Annotated in this window: 12 protein-coding genes; 6 read left to right on the top strand and 6 right to left on the bottom strand. The window is 70.9% G+C overall.

Features of this window, described 5'->3' with window-relative positions; translation table 11 throughout:
- Positions 1-100: 100 nt before the first annotated feature.
- From ACI3KX_RS13635 to ACI3KX_RS13610, 6 genes are all read right to left on the bottom strand, one after another.
- Positions 101-1,384: a dihydrodipicolinate synthase family protein gene (locus ACI3KX_RS13635; RefSeq protein ID WP_404910071.1), complete on the bottom strand. Its 1,284-nt coding sequence runs from the start codon at positions 1,382-1,384 to the stop codon at positions 101-103.
- Positions 1,385-1,398: 14 nt separating this feature from the next.
- The gene (locus ACI3KX_RS13630; RefSeq protein WP_349425286.1) at positions 1,399-2,601 is read right to left on the bottom strand and encodes a Gfo/Idh/MocA family oxidoreductase; all 1,203 of its coding nucleotides are present in this window, start codon (positions 2,599-2,601) and stop codon (positions 1,399-1,401) included.
- A 214-nt stretch (positions 2,602-2,815) separates the two neighbouring features.
- Positions 2,816-4,120, bottom strand: a complete 1,305-nt coding sequence (locus tag ACI3KX_RS13625) for an alpha-galactosidase (RefSeq protein ID WP_404910070.1) — start codon at positions 4,118-4,120, stop codon at positions 2,816-2,818.
- The gene (locus tag ACI3KX_RS13620; protein ID WP_404910069.1) at positions 4,117-6,525 is read right to left on the bottom strand and encodes a beta-galactosidase; all 2,409 of its coding nucleotides are present in this window, start codon (positions 6,523-6,525) and stop codon (positions 4,117-4,119) included. The genes ACI3KX_RS13625 and ACI3KX_RS13620 overlap by 4 nt, the downstream gene beginning before the upstream one ends.
- A gap of 116 nt (positions 6,526-6,641) precedes the next feature.
- Positions 6,642-8,174, bottom strand: coding sequence for an alpha-N-arabinofuranosidase (locus ACI3KX_RS13615; protein WP_404910068.1), 1,533 nt, complete (start codon positions 8,172-8,174; stop codon positions 6,642-6,644).
- 64 nt (positions 8,175-8,238) lie between these two features.
- Positions 8,239-11,148: a glycoside hydrolase family 2 TIM barrel-domain containing protein gene (locus ACI3KX_RS13610; RefSeq protein ID WP_404910067.1), complete on the bottom strand. Its 2,910-nt coding sequence runs from the start codon at positions 11,146-11,148 to the stop codon at positions 8,239-8,241.
- A 242-nt stretch (positions 11,149-11,390) separates the two neighbouring features.
- On the opposite strand from ACI3KX_RS13610, the gene ACI3KX_RS13605 reads away from it, so the two are divergent.
- The 6 genes from ACI3KX_RS13605 to ACI3KX_RS13580 are packed head-to-tail and all read left to right on the top strand — an operon-like array spanning position 11,391 to position 18,076.
- The gene (locus tag ACI3KX_RS13605) at positions 11,391-12,665 is read left to right on the top strand and encodes an extracellular solute-binding protein (RefSeq protein WP_349425281.1); all 1,275 of its coding nucleotides are present in this window, start codon (positions 11,391-11,393) and stop codon (positions 12,663-12,665) included.
- Positions 12,666-12,667: 2 nt separating this feature from the next.
- A complete protein-coding gene (locus ACI3KX_RS13600; protein ID WP_404910066.1) occupies positions 12,668-13,633 on the top strand; it encodes a carbohydrate ABC transporter permease in 966 nt (321 codons plus the stop codon).
- The gene (locus tag ACI3KX_RS13595) at positions 13,630-14,523 is read left to right on the top strand and encodes a carbohydrate ABC transporter permease (RefSeq protein WP_404910065.1); all 894 of its coding nucleotides are present in this window, start codon (positions 13,630-13,632) and stop codon (positions 14,521-14,523) included. Before ACI3KX_RS13600 ends, ACI3KX_RS13595 begins: the two co-directional genes overlap by 4 nt.
- A 1-nt stretch (position 14,524) precedes the next feature.
- Positions 14,525-16,225: a hypothetical protein gene (locus ACI3KX_RS13590; RefSeq protein ID WP_404910064.1), complete on the top strand. Its 1,701-nt coding sequence runs from the start codon at positions 14,525-14,527 to the stop codon at positions 16,223-16,225.
- On the top strand, positions 16,222-17,118 hold the full coding sequence (locus tag ACI3KX_RS13585) for a deoxyribose-phosphate aldolase (protein ID WP_404910063.1): 897 nt from the start codon (positions 16,222-16,224) through the stop codon (positions 17,116-17,118). Before ACI3KX_RS13590 ends, ACI3KX_RS13585 begins: the two co-directional genes overlap by 4 nt.
- A gap of 40 nt (positions 17,119-17,158) precedes the next feature.
- Positions 17,159-18,076 carry a sugar phosphate isomerase/epimerase family protein gene (locus ACI3KX_RS13580; RefSeq protein ID WP_404910062.1) on the top strand — a complete coding sequence of 306 codons (918 nt, stop codon included), beginning with the start codon at positions 17,159-17,161 and terminating at the stop codon, positions 18,074-18,076.
- The last annotated feature ends 39 nt before the right edge of the window (positions 18,077-18,115 follow it).

Raw genomic sequence — 18,115 nt, 5'->3', positions numbered from 1 at the left:
ACTTCATCGCGAGACGCGCCAACGAGCGATGAAGTCCGGAACACGAGGGGAGAGCGCCGGGACACGGATGCCGCACCCGACGCGCTGCGCTGACGCGCCGTCATGTGATCAGCCCCGGTACGTCGAGGCCGTTGTGGCGCAGCATCCCGTGCCAGCGGATGGCCGCGAGCTCGGGCCGCTCGAGGGCGAGCGACGCGTTCGCGAGCTCGACGATGCGCGACAGGTGCGGGAGGCTCCTGGCCGAGTGCAGGCCGCCCACCATCTGGAACGCCGGCTGGTGGCCGTTGAGCCACGACAGGAAGGCGACGCCCGTCTTGTAGTAGAACGTCGGTGCGGCGAAGACCTGGCGGCTGAGCTCCTCGGTCGGGCCGAGGATCTCGAGGTACCGCGCCGGGTCGCCGGCGTCGAGCGCCTGGATGGCGGCCGAGGCGACCGGCGTGATCGCCGCGAAGGCGCCGAGCAGCGCGTCCGAGTGCTGCTTTCCCCCGGTCGTTGAGCGAGCTTGCGAGTCGAGACGCCCCGAGCCGACGTCGTCGATGGGTTCGGCGCGTTTCGTCTCGCTCGTTCCTCGCTCGCTCGACGACCGGATGGAGTCCCCGCCGATCAGCCCGACGTAGTTGAAGTCGTCGCCGGTGAACATGCGCACGCTCTCGGGAAGGCGCTCGCGCACCGACACCTCGGAGGCGGCATCCAGCAGGCTCATCTTGACGCCCGCGATCTTATCGACGTTCTCCTCGATGATCTCGAGCAGCACCGCCGACGCGTCGCGCCAGTCGGGCGAGCCGAAGTAGCCCTCGAGCGACGGGTCGAACGCGGTGCCGAGCCAGTGCAGCACGACCGGGGTCGTGGCGGAGGCGAGCACCTCGCGGTAGACCCGGCGGTAGTCGTCGGCCGACTCGGCGACGCGGGCGAGGTGGCGCGAGGCCATGAGCACCGGGCCCGCGCCCTGCTCCTCGGTGAAGTGGAGCTGCTCCTTGTAGGCGTCGATCACCTCGTCGATCGAGATGCGCTCGGCCTCGACGTGGTCGGTGTTCACGCCGACCACGACCGAGCCGCCCTCTTCGCGGGCGACCTGCGCCGAGCGGGCGATGAGGTCACGGGTGGCGGCGGCGTCGAGGCCCATGGTCCGCTGGGCGGTGTCCATGGCATCGGCGACGCCGAGGCCCCACGAGTACACGGCGCGGCGGAAGTCGAGGGTGGCGTCCCAGTCGACCTCTGCCGGCCGGCCCGGGGTGTTGTCGGCCCAGGTCTGCGGCACGACGTGCGCGGCGGCATAGGCGACGCGGCTGCGGAGCGGGCCCCCGGGCTTGGTGTAGCCCGGGGACTCGTTCAGCTCGGCCGTCGAAGTGGCGCCGTCGGGTGAGAGGAGTGTGAGCTGCGGCATCCGGTGATCCCTGCTCAGTCCAGCGACAGGGCGGGCAGCTCGACCTTGCGGCCCTCGCGGCTCGACTGCAGGCCGGCCTCGGCGAGCAGCACGCCCCGCGCGCCCGAGAGGAGGTCGAACTCGTACTCTGTGCCGAGCACGTACGACTCGAGGAACTCCTCCCACTGCTGGCGGAAGCCGTTCTGGAACACGTCGTTGGTGGGAACCTCTGCCCAGTCGGCGTCGTAGTCGTGGTCGTCGGCGAGGTCAGGGTTCCAGACCGGCTTCGGCGTCGCGTTGCGGTGCTGGATCTTCGCGCCGAACAGACCCACGACGGCCGAGCCGTGCGTGCCGTCGACGTGGAACTCGACGAGCTCGTCGCGGTTCACGCGCACGGTCCACGACGAGTTGATCTGAGCGACGATGTCGCCCTCGAGCTCGAAGATGCCGTACGCGGCGTCTTCGGCGGTCGCCGTGTAGTGCTCGCCCTTCTCGTCCCAGCGGTCCTGGATGTGCACGGCGGCCTGCGCGTAGACGGTCTTGACGTCGCCGAACAGGTTCTCGAGCACGTAGTTCCAGTGCGGGAACATGTCGACGATGATGCCGCCGCCGTCTTCGGCGCGGTAGTTCCAGCTGGGCCGCTGCGCGGGCTGCCAGTCGCCCTCGAACACCCAGTAGCCGAACTCGCCGCGCACCGACAGGATGCGGCCGAAGAAGCCGGAGTCGATGAGGCGCTTGAGCTTCTGCAGCCCGGGGAGGTAGAGCTTGTCGTGCACGACGCCGGTCTTCACACCGGCCTCCTGCGCGAGCTTGGCGAGCTCGAGGGCCTCTTCGACCGTCTCGGCCGTGGGCTTCTCGGTGTAGATGGTCTTGCCGGCGGCGATCGCCTTGCGGAGGGCCGAGGCGCGCGCCTTCGTGACGAGGAAGTCGGCGTAGATCTCCCAGCGCGGGTCGGCGAGAGCCGCGTCGAGGTCGGTGGTGTAGTCCTCGATGCCGTGCTGGGCGGCGAGGTCGGCGAGCTTCGCCTCGCTGCGGCCGACGAGGAGCGGCTTGACGGTCACCTTCGTGCCGTCGGCGAGCTCGATGCCGCCCTGGTCACGGATCGCGAGGATCGAGCGCACCAGGTGCTGGCGGTACCCCATGCGGCCCGAGACGCCGTTCATGATGATGCCGATCTCACGCACGGCGGGGCGGGCGGAGGCCTCGGCCGGGGCCGGGGCGATAGTCGTGTCGGTCACGGGGTCCTGCTTTCTTCTCTGAAGGCTTGTGGGTACCCGGCGGCGCGGTTGTCCGCACATCGGGTAAACGCTTTCCAACAGTGTGCCATGCGATCGGATGCCGCGCAAGCGCTTTCCGGCGGGCGGCGCGTCCGTGCGCCGTCGGGGGTTGATCTGCTCACCTGTCACGAATGGTGGCGCATGGCCCCGATTCGTGACAGGCGAGCGGAGATGTTCACGCCCGCAGCAGCACGCAGCCGTGGGGTTCCAGGGCGAGCCGCACGACCGAGCTGCCGGGCGCGACGCCGCGCGCGGCATCCGACTGCACGTGGACGCCTTCGACGGGGACGTCCGAACCGCTCCACACGTCCACCACGCGGGCCGGCGCGGGGCCGAGCGCGAGAGACCGCGTGTCGAACGGCACCTCCCGCGCCTCGTCCGCCGTGTTGAACACGGCGGTCCAGTGGGTGTCGCCGCGCGCGGCGGTCCACACGACGAGGTCGCGCTCGCGGAGGAGCTCGCGGTTGCCGGTCGAGTCGCGCAGGATCTCGAGCACCTCGTCGTTGGTGAACAGCGCGATGGTCTCGGGCGCGCTGGTGGGCAGGTCGCCGCCGATCATGAGCGGTGAGCGCGCCATGACCCACAGCGTGACGAGCGCGCGGCGCTCGGGCAGCGTCAGCGCGCCCTCGCGGGGCTCGCCCCGCTCGGCACGCAGCCCGATGCGGCCGAGCGGCAGCATGTCGGCGTCCGGCCACCCTTCGTGGCCGGCCAGCGGCGCCCATCGTGCCAAGCGGGCGAAGTTGGCCTCGACGTCCTCCCAGCGGTCCCAGAGGTCGTCGCAGATGCGCCACATCGTCGCGTGCGCGCGCAGGTGCTCCAGGTTCGCGGCCGACAGGTCGCGGCCGGGCGACAGCGACAGTGCGATGTCGCGGTCGGCGCGCTGCACGGCGCGCGAGTAGGCCTCGATGTCGGGCGCCTGGTACGGCCACAGCATGTCGTCGGCCTTGAGGAAGTCCACGCCCCACTCGGCATACTGCGCGACGCACGCGTCGTAGTAGGCCTGTGCGCCGGGATGCGTGTGGTCGAGGCCGAGGTAGTGCGGGTTCCACTCGCAGACGTTCGTCGCGTCGGCGATCTGCGACGCCGTGGTCCCGGTCCCGGCGATCGGGACGTCGGCGGCGACGGCGACGCGGGGGATGCCGCGCATCACGTGGATGCCGAGCTTCAGTCCGAGCGCGTGCAGGCGTGCCGCGAGCGGCGCGAAGCCGGCGCCGTCTGCCGAGCTCGGGAACCGTGCGGGGTCGGGCTGCAGGCGGCCGGAGCCGTCGATGATCAGCGGTGCCGTCTCGTTGTACCCATGCGATCGGGCCGTCGGGTCGGCCCAGTCGATGTCGACCACGATCGTGTCCCAGCCGTGCGGCAGCAGGTGCTCGGCCATGAACTCGGCGTTGGCGAGCACCTCCGCCTCGGTGACGGTGGTGCCGTACGAGTCCCAGCTGTTCCAGCCCATCGGGGGTGTGGCGGTCTTGTGCAGCGTCATCGCTCTCTCGTCTTCCTGTCGTCGTCGACACGGGCGGGGGTTCCGCGGTGCGGGGTCTTCTCGGTCCACAGCGTGCGCTGGTCGATCCAGGCGGCGCTGACCTCGCACAGCGCGCCGTCGGCTGCCGCCAGCCGCGCGGCGGCGTCGGCCGGCAGGTGCACGCGGCTGTCGGTGCGCAGCGGCAGGACGCGCAGCTCGACGCGGGTCGCGGGCGCGGCGCCGAGGTCGCGCAGGTTCGCGACGAGGTCCGATCCGTCCCAGAACCGGTCCGTCGCCGTGACGCCGTCCACGCGCAGCTGCGCGACATCGCCGGCCCACTGCACCCGCAGCACCGCGTCGTCGTCGAACTTCTCGGGCACGTCGAGGCGATACACCGCGGCGTGGGCGTCGAGCACGGCATCGTGAGGTGCGGCCTGCCGGCCGTCGCGCGAGCCGTAGTCGCCGGACGGCATGGTCTCGGCCCGCACGAGCCGGATGCGGACGGATGCCGCGCCGCCCGGGTGCGCGTCGCGTTCCGGCGTCGCCGCCGGGGTGCCGTCGGCGGCCGAGCGCCGAGCCGCGGTGGCGGCGGGGTCCTCCCACCCGAGGTGGCGCCAGGTGCCGCCCGCATACTCGCGCAGGTCGGGCTCGGAGCCGCTCGCCCGCACCGCGACCCGGCCCTCGGCATCCCATGTCACCTCGTCGGCACACACGAGCAGCCGCCGCCCGCCGGCGGCCGCGTCGACGACCCAGACCAGGTCGGCGTCGGCCGACGCGAGGACGAGTACGTCGAGCGCGGCGCCGTGCGGCTCCTGGATCCGCAGCGGCGTCGCCGCCGGTGCGAGGCGGTGGGTGAGACCGTCGTGTGCGAGCTCGACGGGGATGCCGGCATCCTCGATGAGCACCAGCGTCGGTGCGCCGTCGGCCGTGCTGGCGGGGAGCACGGTGAGTGCGGACGCCGTCGCCCAGTCGACCGTGACGCCGCCCACCTCGAGTCCGAGCGGCCAGCGGGCGAGCGTCCCCGGCGGGATGTCGACCGGAGCGCTGGGCAGCTCGACCACGCCACGGGGAGTATCGACGCGGAACCGCGCACCGCGGTACGTCGGCAGCGGCACATGCGGCTGATGCCACCCGATGAACAGGAACCCCGAGCCGTCGTCGGCGCGCACCGCCCAGCGCAGGGTCTCGGCATCCTCGACCCCCGTCAGGCGGACGTCGGGAAGATGCGACGGCGCGGGGGCGAGTCGCTCGCCGAACGCCTCGAGGAACGCGTGCTGCAGGCGCAGCGCCGCATGGCTCGGCGCTGCGCGGCCGGACTCGCCGATCGGCGCATGGAAGTCGTAGCTCAGCCGCGTCATGTCGTTGGGGTAGCCGGTGGCCTGCGTCTCTTCGAGACCGGGCCCGGGGTTCGTGCCTCCGGTGTACATGTAGTACCCCTGCCAGGCCGACCCGCTGCCGAGCTTGGCGTGCGCGACCGCGGCGATGTCACGGGCGCCGGGTCGCGGCCGCCGGTGGTACGCGGTCGCCATGCCGCCGCCCAGCTCGCAGGTGGCGGCGGGGAACCACGGCGACAGCTCGGCGCGCCCGCTCGTCGATGCCTCGTCGGCGCCCCGCTCGTCGGCGCCCCGCTCGTCCGCGCCCCGCACGTCGGCGCCGATGCCCGGGTCGTCCCACGTGTCGGAGAAGAAGAAGTGCGCCCGGAAGGTGGGGTCCCACGCGTCGCCCGGGTCGACCCAGAACCCGTCGCCGTAGCCGCCCCACAGCGGCAGCACCTCGGGGTCGGGAAGCTGGGCGCCGCCCCACGCGGTCGCCGTCCACAGCGGCGCCGACATGCCGGCCTCGCGAGCCAGCCGCTTCAGGGTCGCGAGGTGACCGGGCTGGTCGTAGAGCTCGTTGTCCAGCTGGATCGCCAGCACGTTCTCGGGCGTGCAGCGCCCGTCGAGGGCATCTGCGATGCGCGCGAACCACTCCCGCACGAGGTCGAGGTATGCCGGGTCGTCGGTGCGATGGCGCACCGGCGCGTGCTGCACCCAGTCGGGCAGCCCGCCGTTGCGCATCTCGCCGTGCACCCACGGGCCGATCCGCAGCACGAGCTCGAGGCCCTCGGCCCGCACGGCGTCCACGAACCCGCCCACGTCGAATCGTCCGTCGAAGCGCGCCTGACCGCGCACCGGCTCGTGGTGCAGCCACGGCACGTAGGTCGAGACGACCGACACGCCACCCGAGCGCATGAGCCGCAGGCGCTCGGTCCACCGCTCCCGGGGGACGCGCGTGTAGTGCAGCTCACCCGAGACCGGCAGCCATGGGCGCCCGTCCCGCAGCAGGCTGCGGCTGGTGAGCGTGAGCCCGGGGCGCCGGTCATCGGCGTTCGCCATGGCGGGCCGAAGCTCTTCGCGCAGCGGTCCGGTCGCGTCCACGCGCAGCATCCAGGTCTCCGATCGGCGGGGGAGGAGGGGATCAGGGGAGGAGATGCGAGGAGCGGAGGTGGATCCGAGGGTGAAGGGCCCTCCGCCCGTCACATCTCGTCCGCTCCTCGCGGTGGTCACGCGAGTCGGATCGCTGCCCACGACACGGCGGGCAGTGCGACCGACAGCACGTCGCCGTCGACGGATGCCGCCGCCCCGCGCACGCCGACCCGCTCCCGGTTCTCGAGGGTGTTGGCCGCGTAGAGGTCGTCGTCGTGCAGCAGGTGCGACTCGACCACCTCGACGTCGCGGCCGAGCTCGCGCACCAGCGGAGCCAGGTCGACACGCAGGTCCGTGGCATCCGTCGTCGAACGGTTCACGACGAACAGCGACACGCCCTCGTCGTCGATCGTGGCGACGGCATTCAGGGTCGGCACCTCGCCGAGCTTCTCGCTCGTGAAGGATGCCGACGACACGGGCACGCGCAACGCGCGGCCCTGCCCCAGCCGCGAGGTGATCGCGAACGGGAAGAACGTGGTCTGCCGCCAGGCCGGGCCGCCGGGCTCGGTCATGATCGGCGCGATGACGTTCACGAGCTGCGCCAGGGATGCCGAGCGCACGCGGTCGGCGTGCTGCAGCAGCGTGATGAGCAGGTCGCCGAAGACCACGGCATCGAGGGCGTTGTACTTGTCCTCCAGCAGGCGGGGCGCGACCGGCCAGGCGCCGCCCTTGAACTCGTGTCCCGACTCGGTGCCGTCCTCGCGGTGCAGGTACCAGACGTTCCACTCGTCGAACGAGATCATGATGCGCTTGTCGCTCTTCTTCGTCGCCGCCACCGTGTCGGCGATCGCGACGACCGACTCGATGAAGCGCGCCATGTCGACGCCGGAGGCGAGGAACTCCTGCGCATCGCCGTCGTGCTCCTGGTAGTAGGAGTGGCACGAGATGAAGTCGACGTCGTCGAACGTGTGCTCGAGGACGGTGCGCTCCCACGAGCCGAAGGTGGGCATGCCGCGGCCCGATGAGCCGCAGGCGACCAGCTCGACGCCGGGATCCAGCATCCGCATCGCCTTCGCCGTGCGCGAGGCGAGCTTGCCGTAGTCGTCGGCGTCGAGATGCCCGATCTGCCACGGGCCGTCCATCTCGTTGCCGAGGCACCACATCTTCACGGCGAACGGGGTCTCGCGGCCGTTCGACGCGCGCTGGTCGGTCCAGGCCGTCTCGGCGTCGCTGTTGGCGTACTCGAGCAGGTCGAGCGCCTCGGGCGTGCCGCGCGTGCCGAGGTTGACCGCGAGCATCAGGTCGCTGCCGACGCGGTCGAGCCACGCCTGGAACTCGTGCAGCCCGACCTCGTTCGTCTCGGTCGAGTGCCACGCCAGGTCGAGTCGGCGCGGGCGCTCGGCCTTCGGGCCGATGCCGTCCTCCCACTTGTACCCCGACACGAAGTTGCCGCCGGGGTAGCGGATGGTCGAGACGCCGAGCTCCTTCACGAGCTCGATCACGTCGGTGCGGAACCCGTCCCCGTCGGCGGACGGATGCCCGGGCTCGAAGATGCCGTCGTAGATATGGCGGCCGAGGTGCTCGACGAACCCGCCGAACAGGCGCCGGTCGATGTCGGCGATCTCGTAGTGCGGGTCGAGGCGTGCGGAGGCGTCGGTCGGAGAGGTCATGGGGCTCCTTCTTCGGATGGGTCGGTCGGACAGCCGGCGCGCGAAAGCGATGCCGGCGGTGCGGTCAGGCGGAGGCCGGATCGTGCCGGAGCACCAGCGAGATGGCCGCGGATCGGGCGGGCAGCCGGTAGCGCGGCAGCACGCCGGGCCCGCAGGTCGCCGTGCCGACGCCCGACTGGGCCAGGTCGATCGACACGAAGGTGCGGCCTTCGGCGGGCAGCTCCCAGTTGTGTGCTGCGGCGGCGAGGGCCGGCCTGCTGTGGCGTGACACCGTGAGCGCGAACGAGCTGTCGAGCGACGACACGTGCAGCGCACCGCCCCGCGTGAGGATCCGTGCGTCACGGACCCCCATCCGCGAGCCGCTCTCCTGGGGGCGGACGTTGTCGACGGTGAGGTCGTCGGCGTCGAGGTGCCACCAGCCGAACCTCGCCGCGGAGCGCAGGTCGGGGTAGCTCGGCATCGGGCCGTACCCGGCGATGTCGGCGCCCAGCGGCTCGCCCTCGAGGACGAAGTCCAGGCCGAGCCGGGCCCATTCGGTGGTCCACGCATCGTTGGGCTCGAGCTCGACGTCGAGGCGAACGGCGTCGTCTGCGATCGCGGTCCACCGCAGGCGCGCATCGATCGAGCTGGCGAGGATCGGCGTGCCCGTCCGTGTGCGCACGAGGAGGCCGCCGTCATCCGCGCTCATGTCCGCTAGGCGCGTCACCATGCGGTCGATGCCCGCCGCACGCCAGCGGTCGGCGTACGACGGCAGGTCGAGCTCGTCGTTGCCGAGGTCGCGGTCGTTGTCGGTCGGGGCGCGCCAGACTCCCACGGTCGGTCCGGTGATCGCCAGGCCCGCCAGCTCCTGGAGGCCGCCCGTCGCGGAATCGAAGCGCGCGGCCCCGACGCGGTCCTCGCGCGGCCCGGCGGCGCTCGCCGCCAGCAGGGCGGGATGCCCCTGGGTCACGTGCTGCCCGCTTCCGACGACGTGGCCGGCGTCCGCCCACGGGGCAGCGACGGTCGTCACCGCCTCCACCGTGAGCACATCGGCGACGCGGGACGCGGCATCCGTCCGGCACTCTGCGGGCAGGTCGACGGCGACGGTCGTCCGCGGCGGGCACGGCGGAAGGTCGAGCGTGCCGGATGCCGTGACCTCGCCGTCGATGACGCGCGTCCAGCGCACGGCGACGTGCCCGAGGTCGAGGAAGTCGTAGCGATTCGCGACGCGCACCGCCGAGCGGTCCGCGTCGACGTCGACCACCACCGGCGCGATCACGGCCGCGTAGTGGAGCAGACCGGGGCGCGGGGTGCGGTGGGCGTCGACGAGTCCGTCGATGACGAAGTTGCCGTCGTGCACGTCCTCGCCGAAGTCACCGCCGTACAGGATGCGCGCCTCGCCCTCGGGGCCGTCGACCTCGATGCCCTGCTCGACCCACTCCCAGACGAAGCCTCCCGCGTGACGGGGATACGCTTCGAACAGATCCCAGTACTCCTGCAGTCCGCCGGGCCCGGTCCCCATGGCGTGGCCGAACTCGCACTGGAGGAACGGGAGCGTGCGGCGGTGCATCTCGGCAGGGGTGGCGTCGTGCGGTGCGGGCCGGAGCGTCTCCTCGCCGATCTCGCGCACCTCGTCATGCGGGGCGTACATGCGCGAATACACGTCGACGTAGCGGCTCTCGTGGTCGCCCTCATAGTGGACGAGCCGGCTCGGGTCGGTCAGCTTCGCCCACCGCGCCATCGCCTCGAGGTTCGCTCCGGCATGCGACTCGTTGCCGAGCGACCACATGATGACGCTCGCATGGTTCTTGTCGCGGTGCACCGTGCGGCGGATGCGGTCGAGGAAGGCGTCGCGCCAGGCCGGATCGGCGCTCGGGTTGCCGCGCCAGCCCACGTGCTCGAAGCCGTGCGTCTCGAGGTCGCATTCGTCGATGACCCAGAAGCCGAGCTCGTCGAACAGATCGAGGACGTCGGGATGCGGCGGGTAGTGCGACGTGCGGACCGCGTTGATGTGGTGGCGCTTCATCAGGAGCAGCTCGTCGCGCGCCACCTCCGCGTCGAAGACGCGGCCGTGCCGGGGACGGTGCTCGTGCCGGTTCACGCCGCGCAGCATGATCGGCGCACCGTTGACGAGCAGGCGTGCGTCCTGCACCTCGACCCGCCGGAACCCGATCCGCACCGTGACCGCCTCGCTGCCGGTGCGCACGGTCGCCTCGTACAGGCGCGGCCGTTCCGCGGTCCACGGCTCGACGCCCGCGACGCGCAGCCTCTCGCCCACGGCAACGTCGTCGATGCCGAGCTCCGCGATGGTGAGGCGGGCGGTCCCGCCCTGGTCCACGACAGCGGTGATGTCGAGGATCCCCTCGGAGGCCCGCGCGTCGTAATCGGCGTGGACGAAGAGGTCGTCGATGCCGCCGTCCGGCCGGCCGAGGAGGGTGACGCTGCGGAAGATCCCCGGCAGCCACCACATGTCCTGGTTCTCGAGGTACGTCGCGTCGCTGAACTGGGCCACGCGCACGGCAAGGCGGTTCACGCCGTCGGCGAGGATGCCGGACACGTCGAACTCGTGGGTGAGCCGGCTTCCGCGCGTCGTGCCGAGCAGGGTGTCGTTCAGCCAGACCTCGGCGGCGGACTCGATCCCGTCGAAGCGCAGGAGCCTGCGACCGTGGGCGAGAACCGACGGCGAGGCGTGGAAGTCCAGCCGGTAGTCGCCGATCCGGTTGGCGTCCGGCGGGTGCGGCGGGTCGACCGGGAAGGGCATCTGCACGTTGGAGTAGGCGGGTGATCCGTAGCCCTGCAGGTTCCAGTGGCCGGGCACTTCGATCGCCCCCCAGCCGGCGGCGTCCTCGGTGCGCCACTCGTCGGGAGCGGTACGCAGGGACGGCGAGACACGGAAGCGCCACGTGCCGTCCAGCGTCTGCTGCGGAGCGTCCGAGTGGAGGCGGGCGCGGGGAGTGATGGTGCCGGACCCGGGGCGGGTGGTGGCGATCTCCATGGGTTCCTCATCGATGAGTGAAGAGCGTCGAAGCTCGACCTTACCGCGTGGAATGCGTTTACCCCATGTGAGGGATCTCCACGGGAAGGCGCTTGCCCGCTGGTGTACTTTGCATTAATGTCCTAACATCGTATCAGCGATCGGATCCGGGCCCCAGCTCGGTGACACACACGGGGCGCGAAATCCCGCGCTCATCGACAACGACGTTGACCCCTGGTCTCCCGGGGTGAAAGGGAAGTCCAATGAAGCATTCAGTCACATCCCGCACGCGAGTGGCTCTGGCCCTCGCAGCGGCTGCCCTGACCGCCGTCTCGCTCACGGCGTGCAGCTCGGGTGACGCCGGCGAGTCCGACGAGCCGATCCAGTTCTTCCTGTCGGGCGACGCCAACCAGGGCGGCGGGTACGCCCACATGGCGGAGAAGTACGAGGAAGAGACCGGCGTCAAGGTCGAGATCGTCGACATCGCCAACGACGACCTCGCCACCAAGCTCCGCAACGCGGCGCAGGCCAACGACCTGCCGGCCATCGCCCGCGTCGGCGCCGTCGACCCGGTGTGGCGCAACGTCACCACCGACCTGTCGGACATCACCGAGGGCAGTGACATCCGCACCGATCTGTCCGACAAGGACGACGACGGCAACGTGATCTCGCTCCCGTCGGACATCACGGCGGTCGGCATGTTCATCAACAAGACGCTGTTCGACCAGGCGGGCGTCGCGTACCCGACCAGCGAAGACGACATCTGGACGTGGGACGAGTACGTCGCCGCCGTGAAGCAGGTGCAGGCGGCGACCGGCACCAGCTACGGCATGGTGATGGACAAGTCGTCGCACCGCCTCAAGGCGCTCCTGTACGAGTTCGGCTCGGACTACTTCCAGGCCGACGACAGCGGCGAGTTCAGCACCAACGACCAGACCAAGGTGGCGTTGGAGTACTTCAACTCCCTGAACGACGACTCGTTCATGCCCCGCTCCGTCTGGCTGTCGGATGCCGACCCCAACGCCCTCTTCAAGAGCGGCGACGTGGTCTCGTACCTCTCGGGCTCGTGGCAGATCGCGGACTTCGCGGTGAACATCGCCGACTTCGAGTGGGCCTCGGTCTACATGCCGCAGGAGGAGGAGCGCGCGACCAACTTCGGCAACGCCGCGTCGGTCGTCGTCTTCGACGGTCCTCAGGAGGAGGCCGCGCACGACTTCATCAAGTGGCTGTACGAGCCGGAGAACTACACCGAGCTGTCGGAGACCTCGTCGTTCATCCCCGCGATCGACGGACTCGACATCACGTACGCGGCGCACGCGGACGCCTTCGCCATCTACAACCAGGACATCGCCGCCTCGCCGGACATCGTGGGCGAGATCAAGGCGATGGAACTGCAGTACGGCGCGCAGGGCGTGACGACCGACGGCGACCCGGTGCGTGACGAGACGGTCAAGTACCTCAACGGCGAGCAGGACGTCGACACCACGATCGCGAACATCAACGCGCTGTTCACCGACCAGCTGGGCGCCCTGGAGTGACCATGTCCACCACCAAGTCCGTCGATGGGCGCAGTGCCGAGACTTCTGCGCTCATCAGCGTGGGGCGGGGCGCGCGGCGCGCGCGCCGCCCCCGGCGGAGCTCTACGAGGTTCGTGCTCGCCCCGCTGGTGTTCATCGCGGTCGCGGTGGTGCTGTTCGCACTGTTCTTCCTGTGGCCGGGAGCGCTCGGACTCTGGTATTCGTTCACCGACTACTCGGGTGTCGGCACACCCGAGTTCATCGGGGCCGAGAACTACATCGACCTCGCGCAGGATCCGGTGTTCTACACCGTGCTCGGCCGCACCCTGCTGTACACGCTGCTGTCGGTGCCGCTGCACTACGTCGCGGCGCTCGGCATCGCCATGCTGCTGACCAGCACCTTCGCCAAGGGCAAGTCGGTGGCGCGGATCATCTTCTTCCTGCCGTGGCTCATCTCGCCCATCGTGGCCGGTGTCATCTGGAAGTGGCTGTTCGGCGAGAACTTCGGCCTCGTGAACTACCTCATCGAGATGCTCGGAGGCAATGGGCTGCAGTGGGAGACGAATCCCAACCTGGCGCTGGTGCTCATCCTCATCGTGAGCACGTGGGGCGGGACGGCGTTCAACATGCTGCTGTTCATCGCCGCCATCCGCAACATCCCGCAGTCATATCTCGAGGCCGCCCAGCTGGACGGCGCCAACGGCTGGCAGCGGTTCTACCGGATCGTGCTGCCGCTCCTGCGGCCCACCTCGTTCATGGTGATCCTGCTCACCACGATCGGGGCGATGAAGGAGTTCGCCATGGTCCAGGCGCTCAACGGCGGTGGACCCGGCACGTCGAACATGTTCATCGTCCAGTACATCTACCGGACCGGATTCGAGCGCGCCGACGTCGGGTACGCCAGTGCGGCGTCGATGGTCCTCATGGTGATCCTCATCATCATCGCGATCATCCAGCTGCGCTTCGACAAGAGGAACGATCTCGCATGACGACTCTTCGACCCGGGACCCGCGCCCGCACCGCCAGCACCGGCGCCGGCGCCGGCCCACGCACGCGCACGTCCCGTCCGCTCCGCGCGCTGCCGAGCACCCTCGTGCTCTGGCTCCTCGCCCTGGGCTTCCTCATCCCGGTCGCGTGGTTCCTGCTGAGCTCGTTCAAGCCCGGCTCCGAGCTGTTCAGCCTGCCGCTGACGCTCTTCCCCGAGAACTGGACGGTCAGCGGCTACACGACCGCCTGGAACCGGTTCAACTTCGCCCAGTACTTCCTCAACACCTCGATCGTCGCGGTCGTCACGACGGTGCTCACCGTGCTGGTCAGCGCCATGACCGGCTACGCGCTCGCCAAGTACCAGGCATGGTGGCTCAAGGTCTTCTTCATCTGCATCCTGGCCACGACGATGCTGCCGACCGAGGTCATCATGCCGAGCTCGTTCGCCGTGGTGCGCGATCTGGGTCTGTACAACACCCTCGCCGGCATCATCGTGCCGTCGATCATCACCGCGACGGGCATCTTCATGTTCCGTCAGTACTTCAAGACCATCCCCGACGAGCTGCTCGAGGCGGCGCGCATCGACGGCGTCTCGGAGTTCGGTGCGTTCTGGCGGATCATGCTGCCGCTGGCGAAGCCGATCGCGGTCGTGCTGGCGATCTTCTCGTTCCAGTGGCGATGGAACGACTACATCTGGCCGCTCATCGTGCTGCGCGACCCCGACCGCTACACCCTGCAGGTCGCCCTGCGCTCCATCGTCGGCGCCGACAACGTCGACTGGTCGGTGCTCCTGTCGGCCTCGGTGATCTCGCTGGTCCCGATGCTCATCCTCTTCGCGATCTTCCAGCGGCAGATCATGAACGCCGACGTCAATTCGGGCCTGAAGGACTGAGATGGCGGAGGACTCCCATTTCCATACGGTGCTGAGCGAGGCGGTGGCCGACGAGGTTCACGCGTCGCTGGTCACCGCGATCGCTCCCGACGACGGGCACCGCCGCCTCATGGATCGCGCGAAGCTGTTCGTCGCTGCGTACGTGTGGCCACGGTCGGCCCACGCCGGCGATCCGGCGCTCATCGACGCCGCGCGTGAGAGCGTGCGTGCGCTCCGCGCCCGGCAGGGCGCCGGCGGGCTGTTCATCGGCGGCGACAACGTCGACTCGCCGCCCGACTCGTCGTTCACGGTGAACGACGTGTGCGACACGCTGCACATCATCGGCGCTGCTCCGGCCGAGGCGCGGAACGCCCTCGCCGCGCTGGCCACGGACCTCGGGGCGATCGCGGATGCTGTGGAGCCCGCGCTCGTCGCGGGCGGCGTGCACACGCCCAACCACCGCTGGGAGATCTCCGCCGCCCTGGCCCGCCTGCACCGCCGACGCCCCTCGCCGCAGCTGCGCGACCGCGCGGCGGAGTGGCTCGCCGAGGGCATCGACATCACGCCCGACGGGGTCTACTCCGAGCGCAGCGCGAACTACGCGGCGTATGTCTCGAACCCGTCGCTGAGCGTCATCGCCGACGTCCTGGACCACGACGGGGCCCGGGCCGCCGTCATCCGCAATCTCGAGAGCACGCTCGGGCTCATCCATCCCGACGACACCGTCGAGACCGTGCACTCGCGACGCCAGGATCAGCTGCGCCGGTTCCCGGTGGCGCCCTACCTGACGGCGTACCGGCGGTACGCCGTCGAGCTCGGCCGGGGAGACTTCGCCTGGGCCGCGACGCGCGCGCTGCGCGCCGGCGTGGTGCACCCGGGCGCCGTGCTCGCCGACCTCCTCATCACGCCGCTCATCGGCGAGGAGCTGCCGGATGCCGCACCCCCGACTCCGCGGGAGCGCTGGGAGCAGTCCGCCCTGGTGGTCGCCGCGTCACCGCGCCGGCGCCTCGTGGTGTTCGGCGGAAGCGACTATCCGCGGTTCCGCCGCGTCCGCTCCGGCCTGTCGGCCAATCCCACCTTCCTCCGCATGTTCGCCGGCGCTGCCGTGCTCGACTCGGTGCGCCTCTCCCGTGACTTCTTCGGCCTCGGCCCGTTCCGCGCCGACCGGATGGTCTCGGCGCCCGGGCCCGACGGCGTCCTGCGGCACGAACTGACCGAGACGGTGTCCGCGCACTACTACCAGCCGATCGACGCGGCGCGACGTTCGCCCTCGGGCGAGTACGCCCTCACCGACGACGGCCGGTTCTTCGGCTCGATGGCGTTCCCCGATCGCGCGCGCGACGAGGTGCGCCTGCGCACCACGGTCGAGATCCGGCCGACGGATGACGGCGCCGTCGTCTCGATCGCGATCGACGGCCCCGACAGCCCGTGGGCACTCGAGCTGGCGTTCCGGGACGGCGGTCGATTCGAGGGTGTGACGACGCGGGCCGACGGTGCCGCAGTCCTCACGGACGGCATCGGACGCTACCGGGTGGGCGACAGCGTCATCGCCTTCGACGCGGGCGACGGGTACGCCGCCCAAGGCCCCGGACGCTATCACCCCGGCGAGGACTACGCGTTCCTCGGCGCGACGGATGCCGCCGACGGTCAGCGCGTCTACCTGACCGGACGATCGCCCGGCCGGCTCGAGCTCACGCTGCGCGCCGAAGGCGACGCCCGATGAGCGCGGTCGTCGACGCGGTCGGCTTCCATGCGCTGCGGACGCTCCGCGCCGAGCGCCCGCACGCCGTCGAGGAGGCCCTGTCGTCGCGGGCGCGCCGCGACATCGTGCGCGGTGACGGAAGACTCTTCATCGTGGCCGCCGATCACCCCGCGCGCGGCGCCCTGTCGGTCGGCGGCCGCGACGACGCGATGGCGAGCCGGTACCTGCTGCTGGAGCGGCTCGCGATCGCCCTCGGGCGTCCCGGCGTCGACGGAGTGCTGGGCACGCCGGACATCATCGACGACCTCGCGCTGCTCGGGCTGCTCGACGACAAGGTCGTCGTCGGCTCGATGAACCGCGGCGGCCTGCGCGGTGCGAGCTTCGAGATGGACGATCGCTTCACCGGCTACGACGTCGCGTCGATGGTGCGCTCGGGCGTCGACTTCGCCAAGGTGCTGCTGCGGGTGAACCTCGCCGACGCCGCGACAGCGGCCACGCTGGAAGCGACCGCGCGTGCGGTGACGGCCGCGGCCGAGGCCCGCATGCCCATCATGATCGAGCCGTTCATCAGCCGATGGGACGGCGGACGCATCGTCAACGACCTCACGCCCGATGCCGTCGTGCTCTCGATGGCCATCGCCGCCGGGCTCGGCGCCAGCAGCGCGTACACCTGGATGAAGCTGCCGGTCGTGCCCGACATGGAACGCGTGATGCAGGCGACGACCCTGCCGACGCTGCTTCTCGGCGGCGACTCCGGCGGCGACCCGGACGATACCTTCTCCTCGTGGGAGGATGCCCTCGCGCTGCCCGGCGTCCGCGGGCTGACGGCGGGGCGCGCGCTGCTGTATCCGCCCGACGGAGATGTTGCGGGCGCGGTCGACGCCGCCGCCCGCCTCGTCCACCCCGACCTCTAGACCCGATGGAGAAGCCCATGCCCCGTGCCGAGGAGATCCGATGAACGCCGAGGTGGCCGGTGCGCCGGTGAGCTTCGGCGTCTTCGAGATGACGCCCGAGGGCGCCGCCACCGTGGCGGCCGACGACATGCTGGCGGTGCTCGCGGATGCCGGCTACGGCGGCGTCGACCTCGGTCCGGTGGGCTTCCTCGGCCGCGACGCCGAGCTGCGTGCGCGACTCGCCCACTTCGGGCTCGAGCTGGCCGGCGGGTGGGTGCAGCTGCCGCTGTCGGACGACGAGGCGTTCGAGGCCTCGCTGCCGTCGCTGCACGACGCCCTGCGCGTGTTCTCGGATGCCGCCGAGGCGGGGCCCCGCCGGCTGCCGCTGCCCACGCTCGCCGACGACGGGTCGCTCACCCGCCGAGCGCATCCCGGCCGCGGTGCCGAGGTGGACGCGCTCGACGCCCACGCCTGGGAGCGGCTCTTCGCCAACACCGAGCGCGCCGCCGCGATCGTGCGCGCCGCCGACTTCGAGCCGACGTTCCACCACCACGCCGGCACCTTCGTCGAGTCGCCCGACGAGATCGACCGCTTCCTCGCCCACGTCGACGTCGATCTCACCCTCGACACCGGTCACCTGCTCATCGCCGACGGCGATCCCGCCGACGCCGTGTCGCGCTGGGGGGACCGCATCAACCACCTGCATCTCAAGGACGTCGATCGCGCCGAGCTGCGTCGCGTCCTCGCTGCAGGCGGGGGGATGACCGAGGTGTGGTCGTCGGGAGCCTTCGTCGCCTTCGGCCACGGCGACCTCGACCTCGCGCGGGTGATGGATGCCATGGCGGCACGTGGTTTCGACGGCTGGGTCGTCGTCGAGCAGGATGTGCTGAACACCCCGGACGTCGACATCGACGCGTTCCGCGCCGCGCGCGGCGACGACCAGCGCGTCAATCGCGCAGCGCTCCAGCCCTGGGCCTGACGCCCGACGCCGCAAGAACCGATCCCTCACCGACAAGGA

Origin of the sequence: Microbacterium sp. ZW CA_36, from assembly GCF_044987475.1 — a bacterium.
Lineage (GTDB): Bacteria > Actinomycetota > Actinomycetes > Actinomycetales > Microbacteriaceae > Microbacterium.
The sequence above is the reverse complement of the archived record's forward strand: the minus strand, read 5'-3'. Positions and strand labels throughout refer to the sequence as shown.

What these genes read in the sequence shown, in the direction of transcription:
- ACI3KX_RS13635 (WP_404910071.1), bottom strand. Translation starts at nt 1,384, where the DNA reads ATGCCGCAGCTCACACTCCTCTCACCCGACGGCGCCACTTCGACGGCC.
- ACI3KX_RS13625 (WP_404910070.1), bottom strand. Translation starts at nt 4,120, where the DNA reads ATGACGCTGCACAAGACCGCCACACCCCCGATGGGCTGGAACAGCTGG.
- ACI3KX_RS13620 (WP_404910069.1), bottom strand. Translation starts at nt 6,525, where the DNA reads ATGCTGCGCGTGGACGCGACCGGACCGCTGCGCGAAGAGCTTCGGCCC.
- ACI3KX_RS13615 (WP_404910068.1), bottom strand. Translation starts at nt 8,174, where the DNA reads ATGACCTCTCCGACCGACGCCTCCGCACGCCTCGACCCGCACTACGAG.
- ACI3KX_RS13610 (WP_404910067.1), bottom strand. Translation starts at nt 11,148, where the DNA reads ATGGAGATCGCCACCACCCGCCCCGGGTCCGGCACCATCACTCCCCGC.
- ACI3KX_RS13605 (WP_349425281.1), top strand. Translation starts at nt 11,391, where the DNA reads ATGAAGCATTCAGTCACATCCCGCACGCGAGTGGCTCTGGCCCTCGCA.
- ACI3KX_RS13600 (WP_404910066.1), top strand. Translation starts at nt 12,668, where the DNA reads ATGTCCACCACCAAGTCCGTCGATGGGCGCAGTGCCGAGACTTCTGCG.
- ACI3KX_RS13595 (WP_404910065.1), top strand. Translation starts at nt 13,630, where the DNA reads ATGACGACTCTTCGACCCGGGACCCGCGCCCGCACCGCCAGCACCGGC.
- ACI3KX_RS13590 (WP_404910064.1), top strand. Translation starts at nt 14,525, where the DNA reads ATGGCGGAGGACTCCCATTTCCATACGGTGCTGAGCGAGGCGGTGGCC.
- ACI3KX_RS13585 (WP_404910063.1), top strand. Translation starts at nt 16,222, where the DNA reads ATGAGCGCGGTCGTCGACGCGGTCGGCTTCCATGCGCTGCGGACGCTC.
- ACI3KX_RS13580 (WP_404910062.1), top strand. Translation starts at nt 17,159, where the DNA reads ATGAACGCCGAGGTGGCCGGTGCGCCGGTGAGCTTCGGCGTCTTCGAG.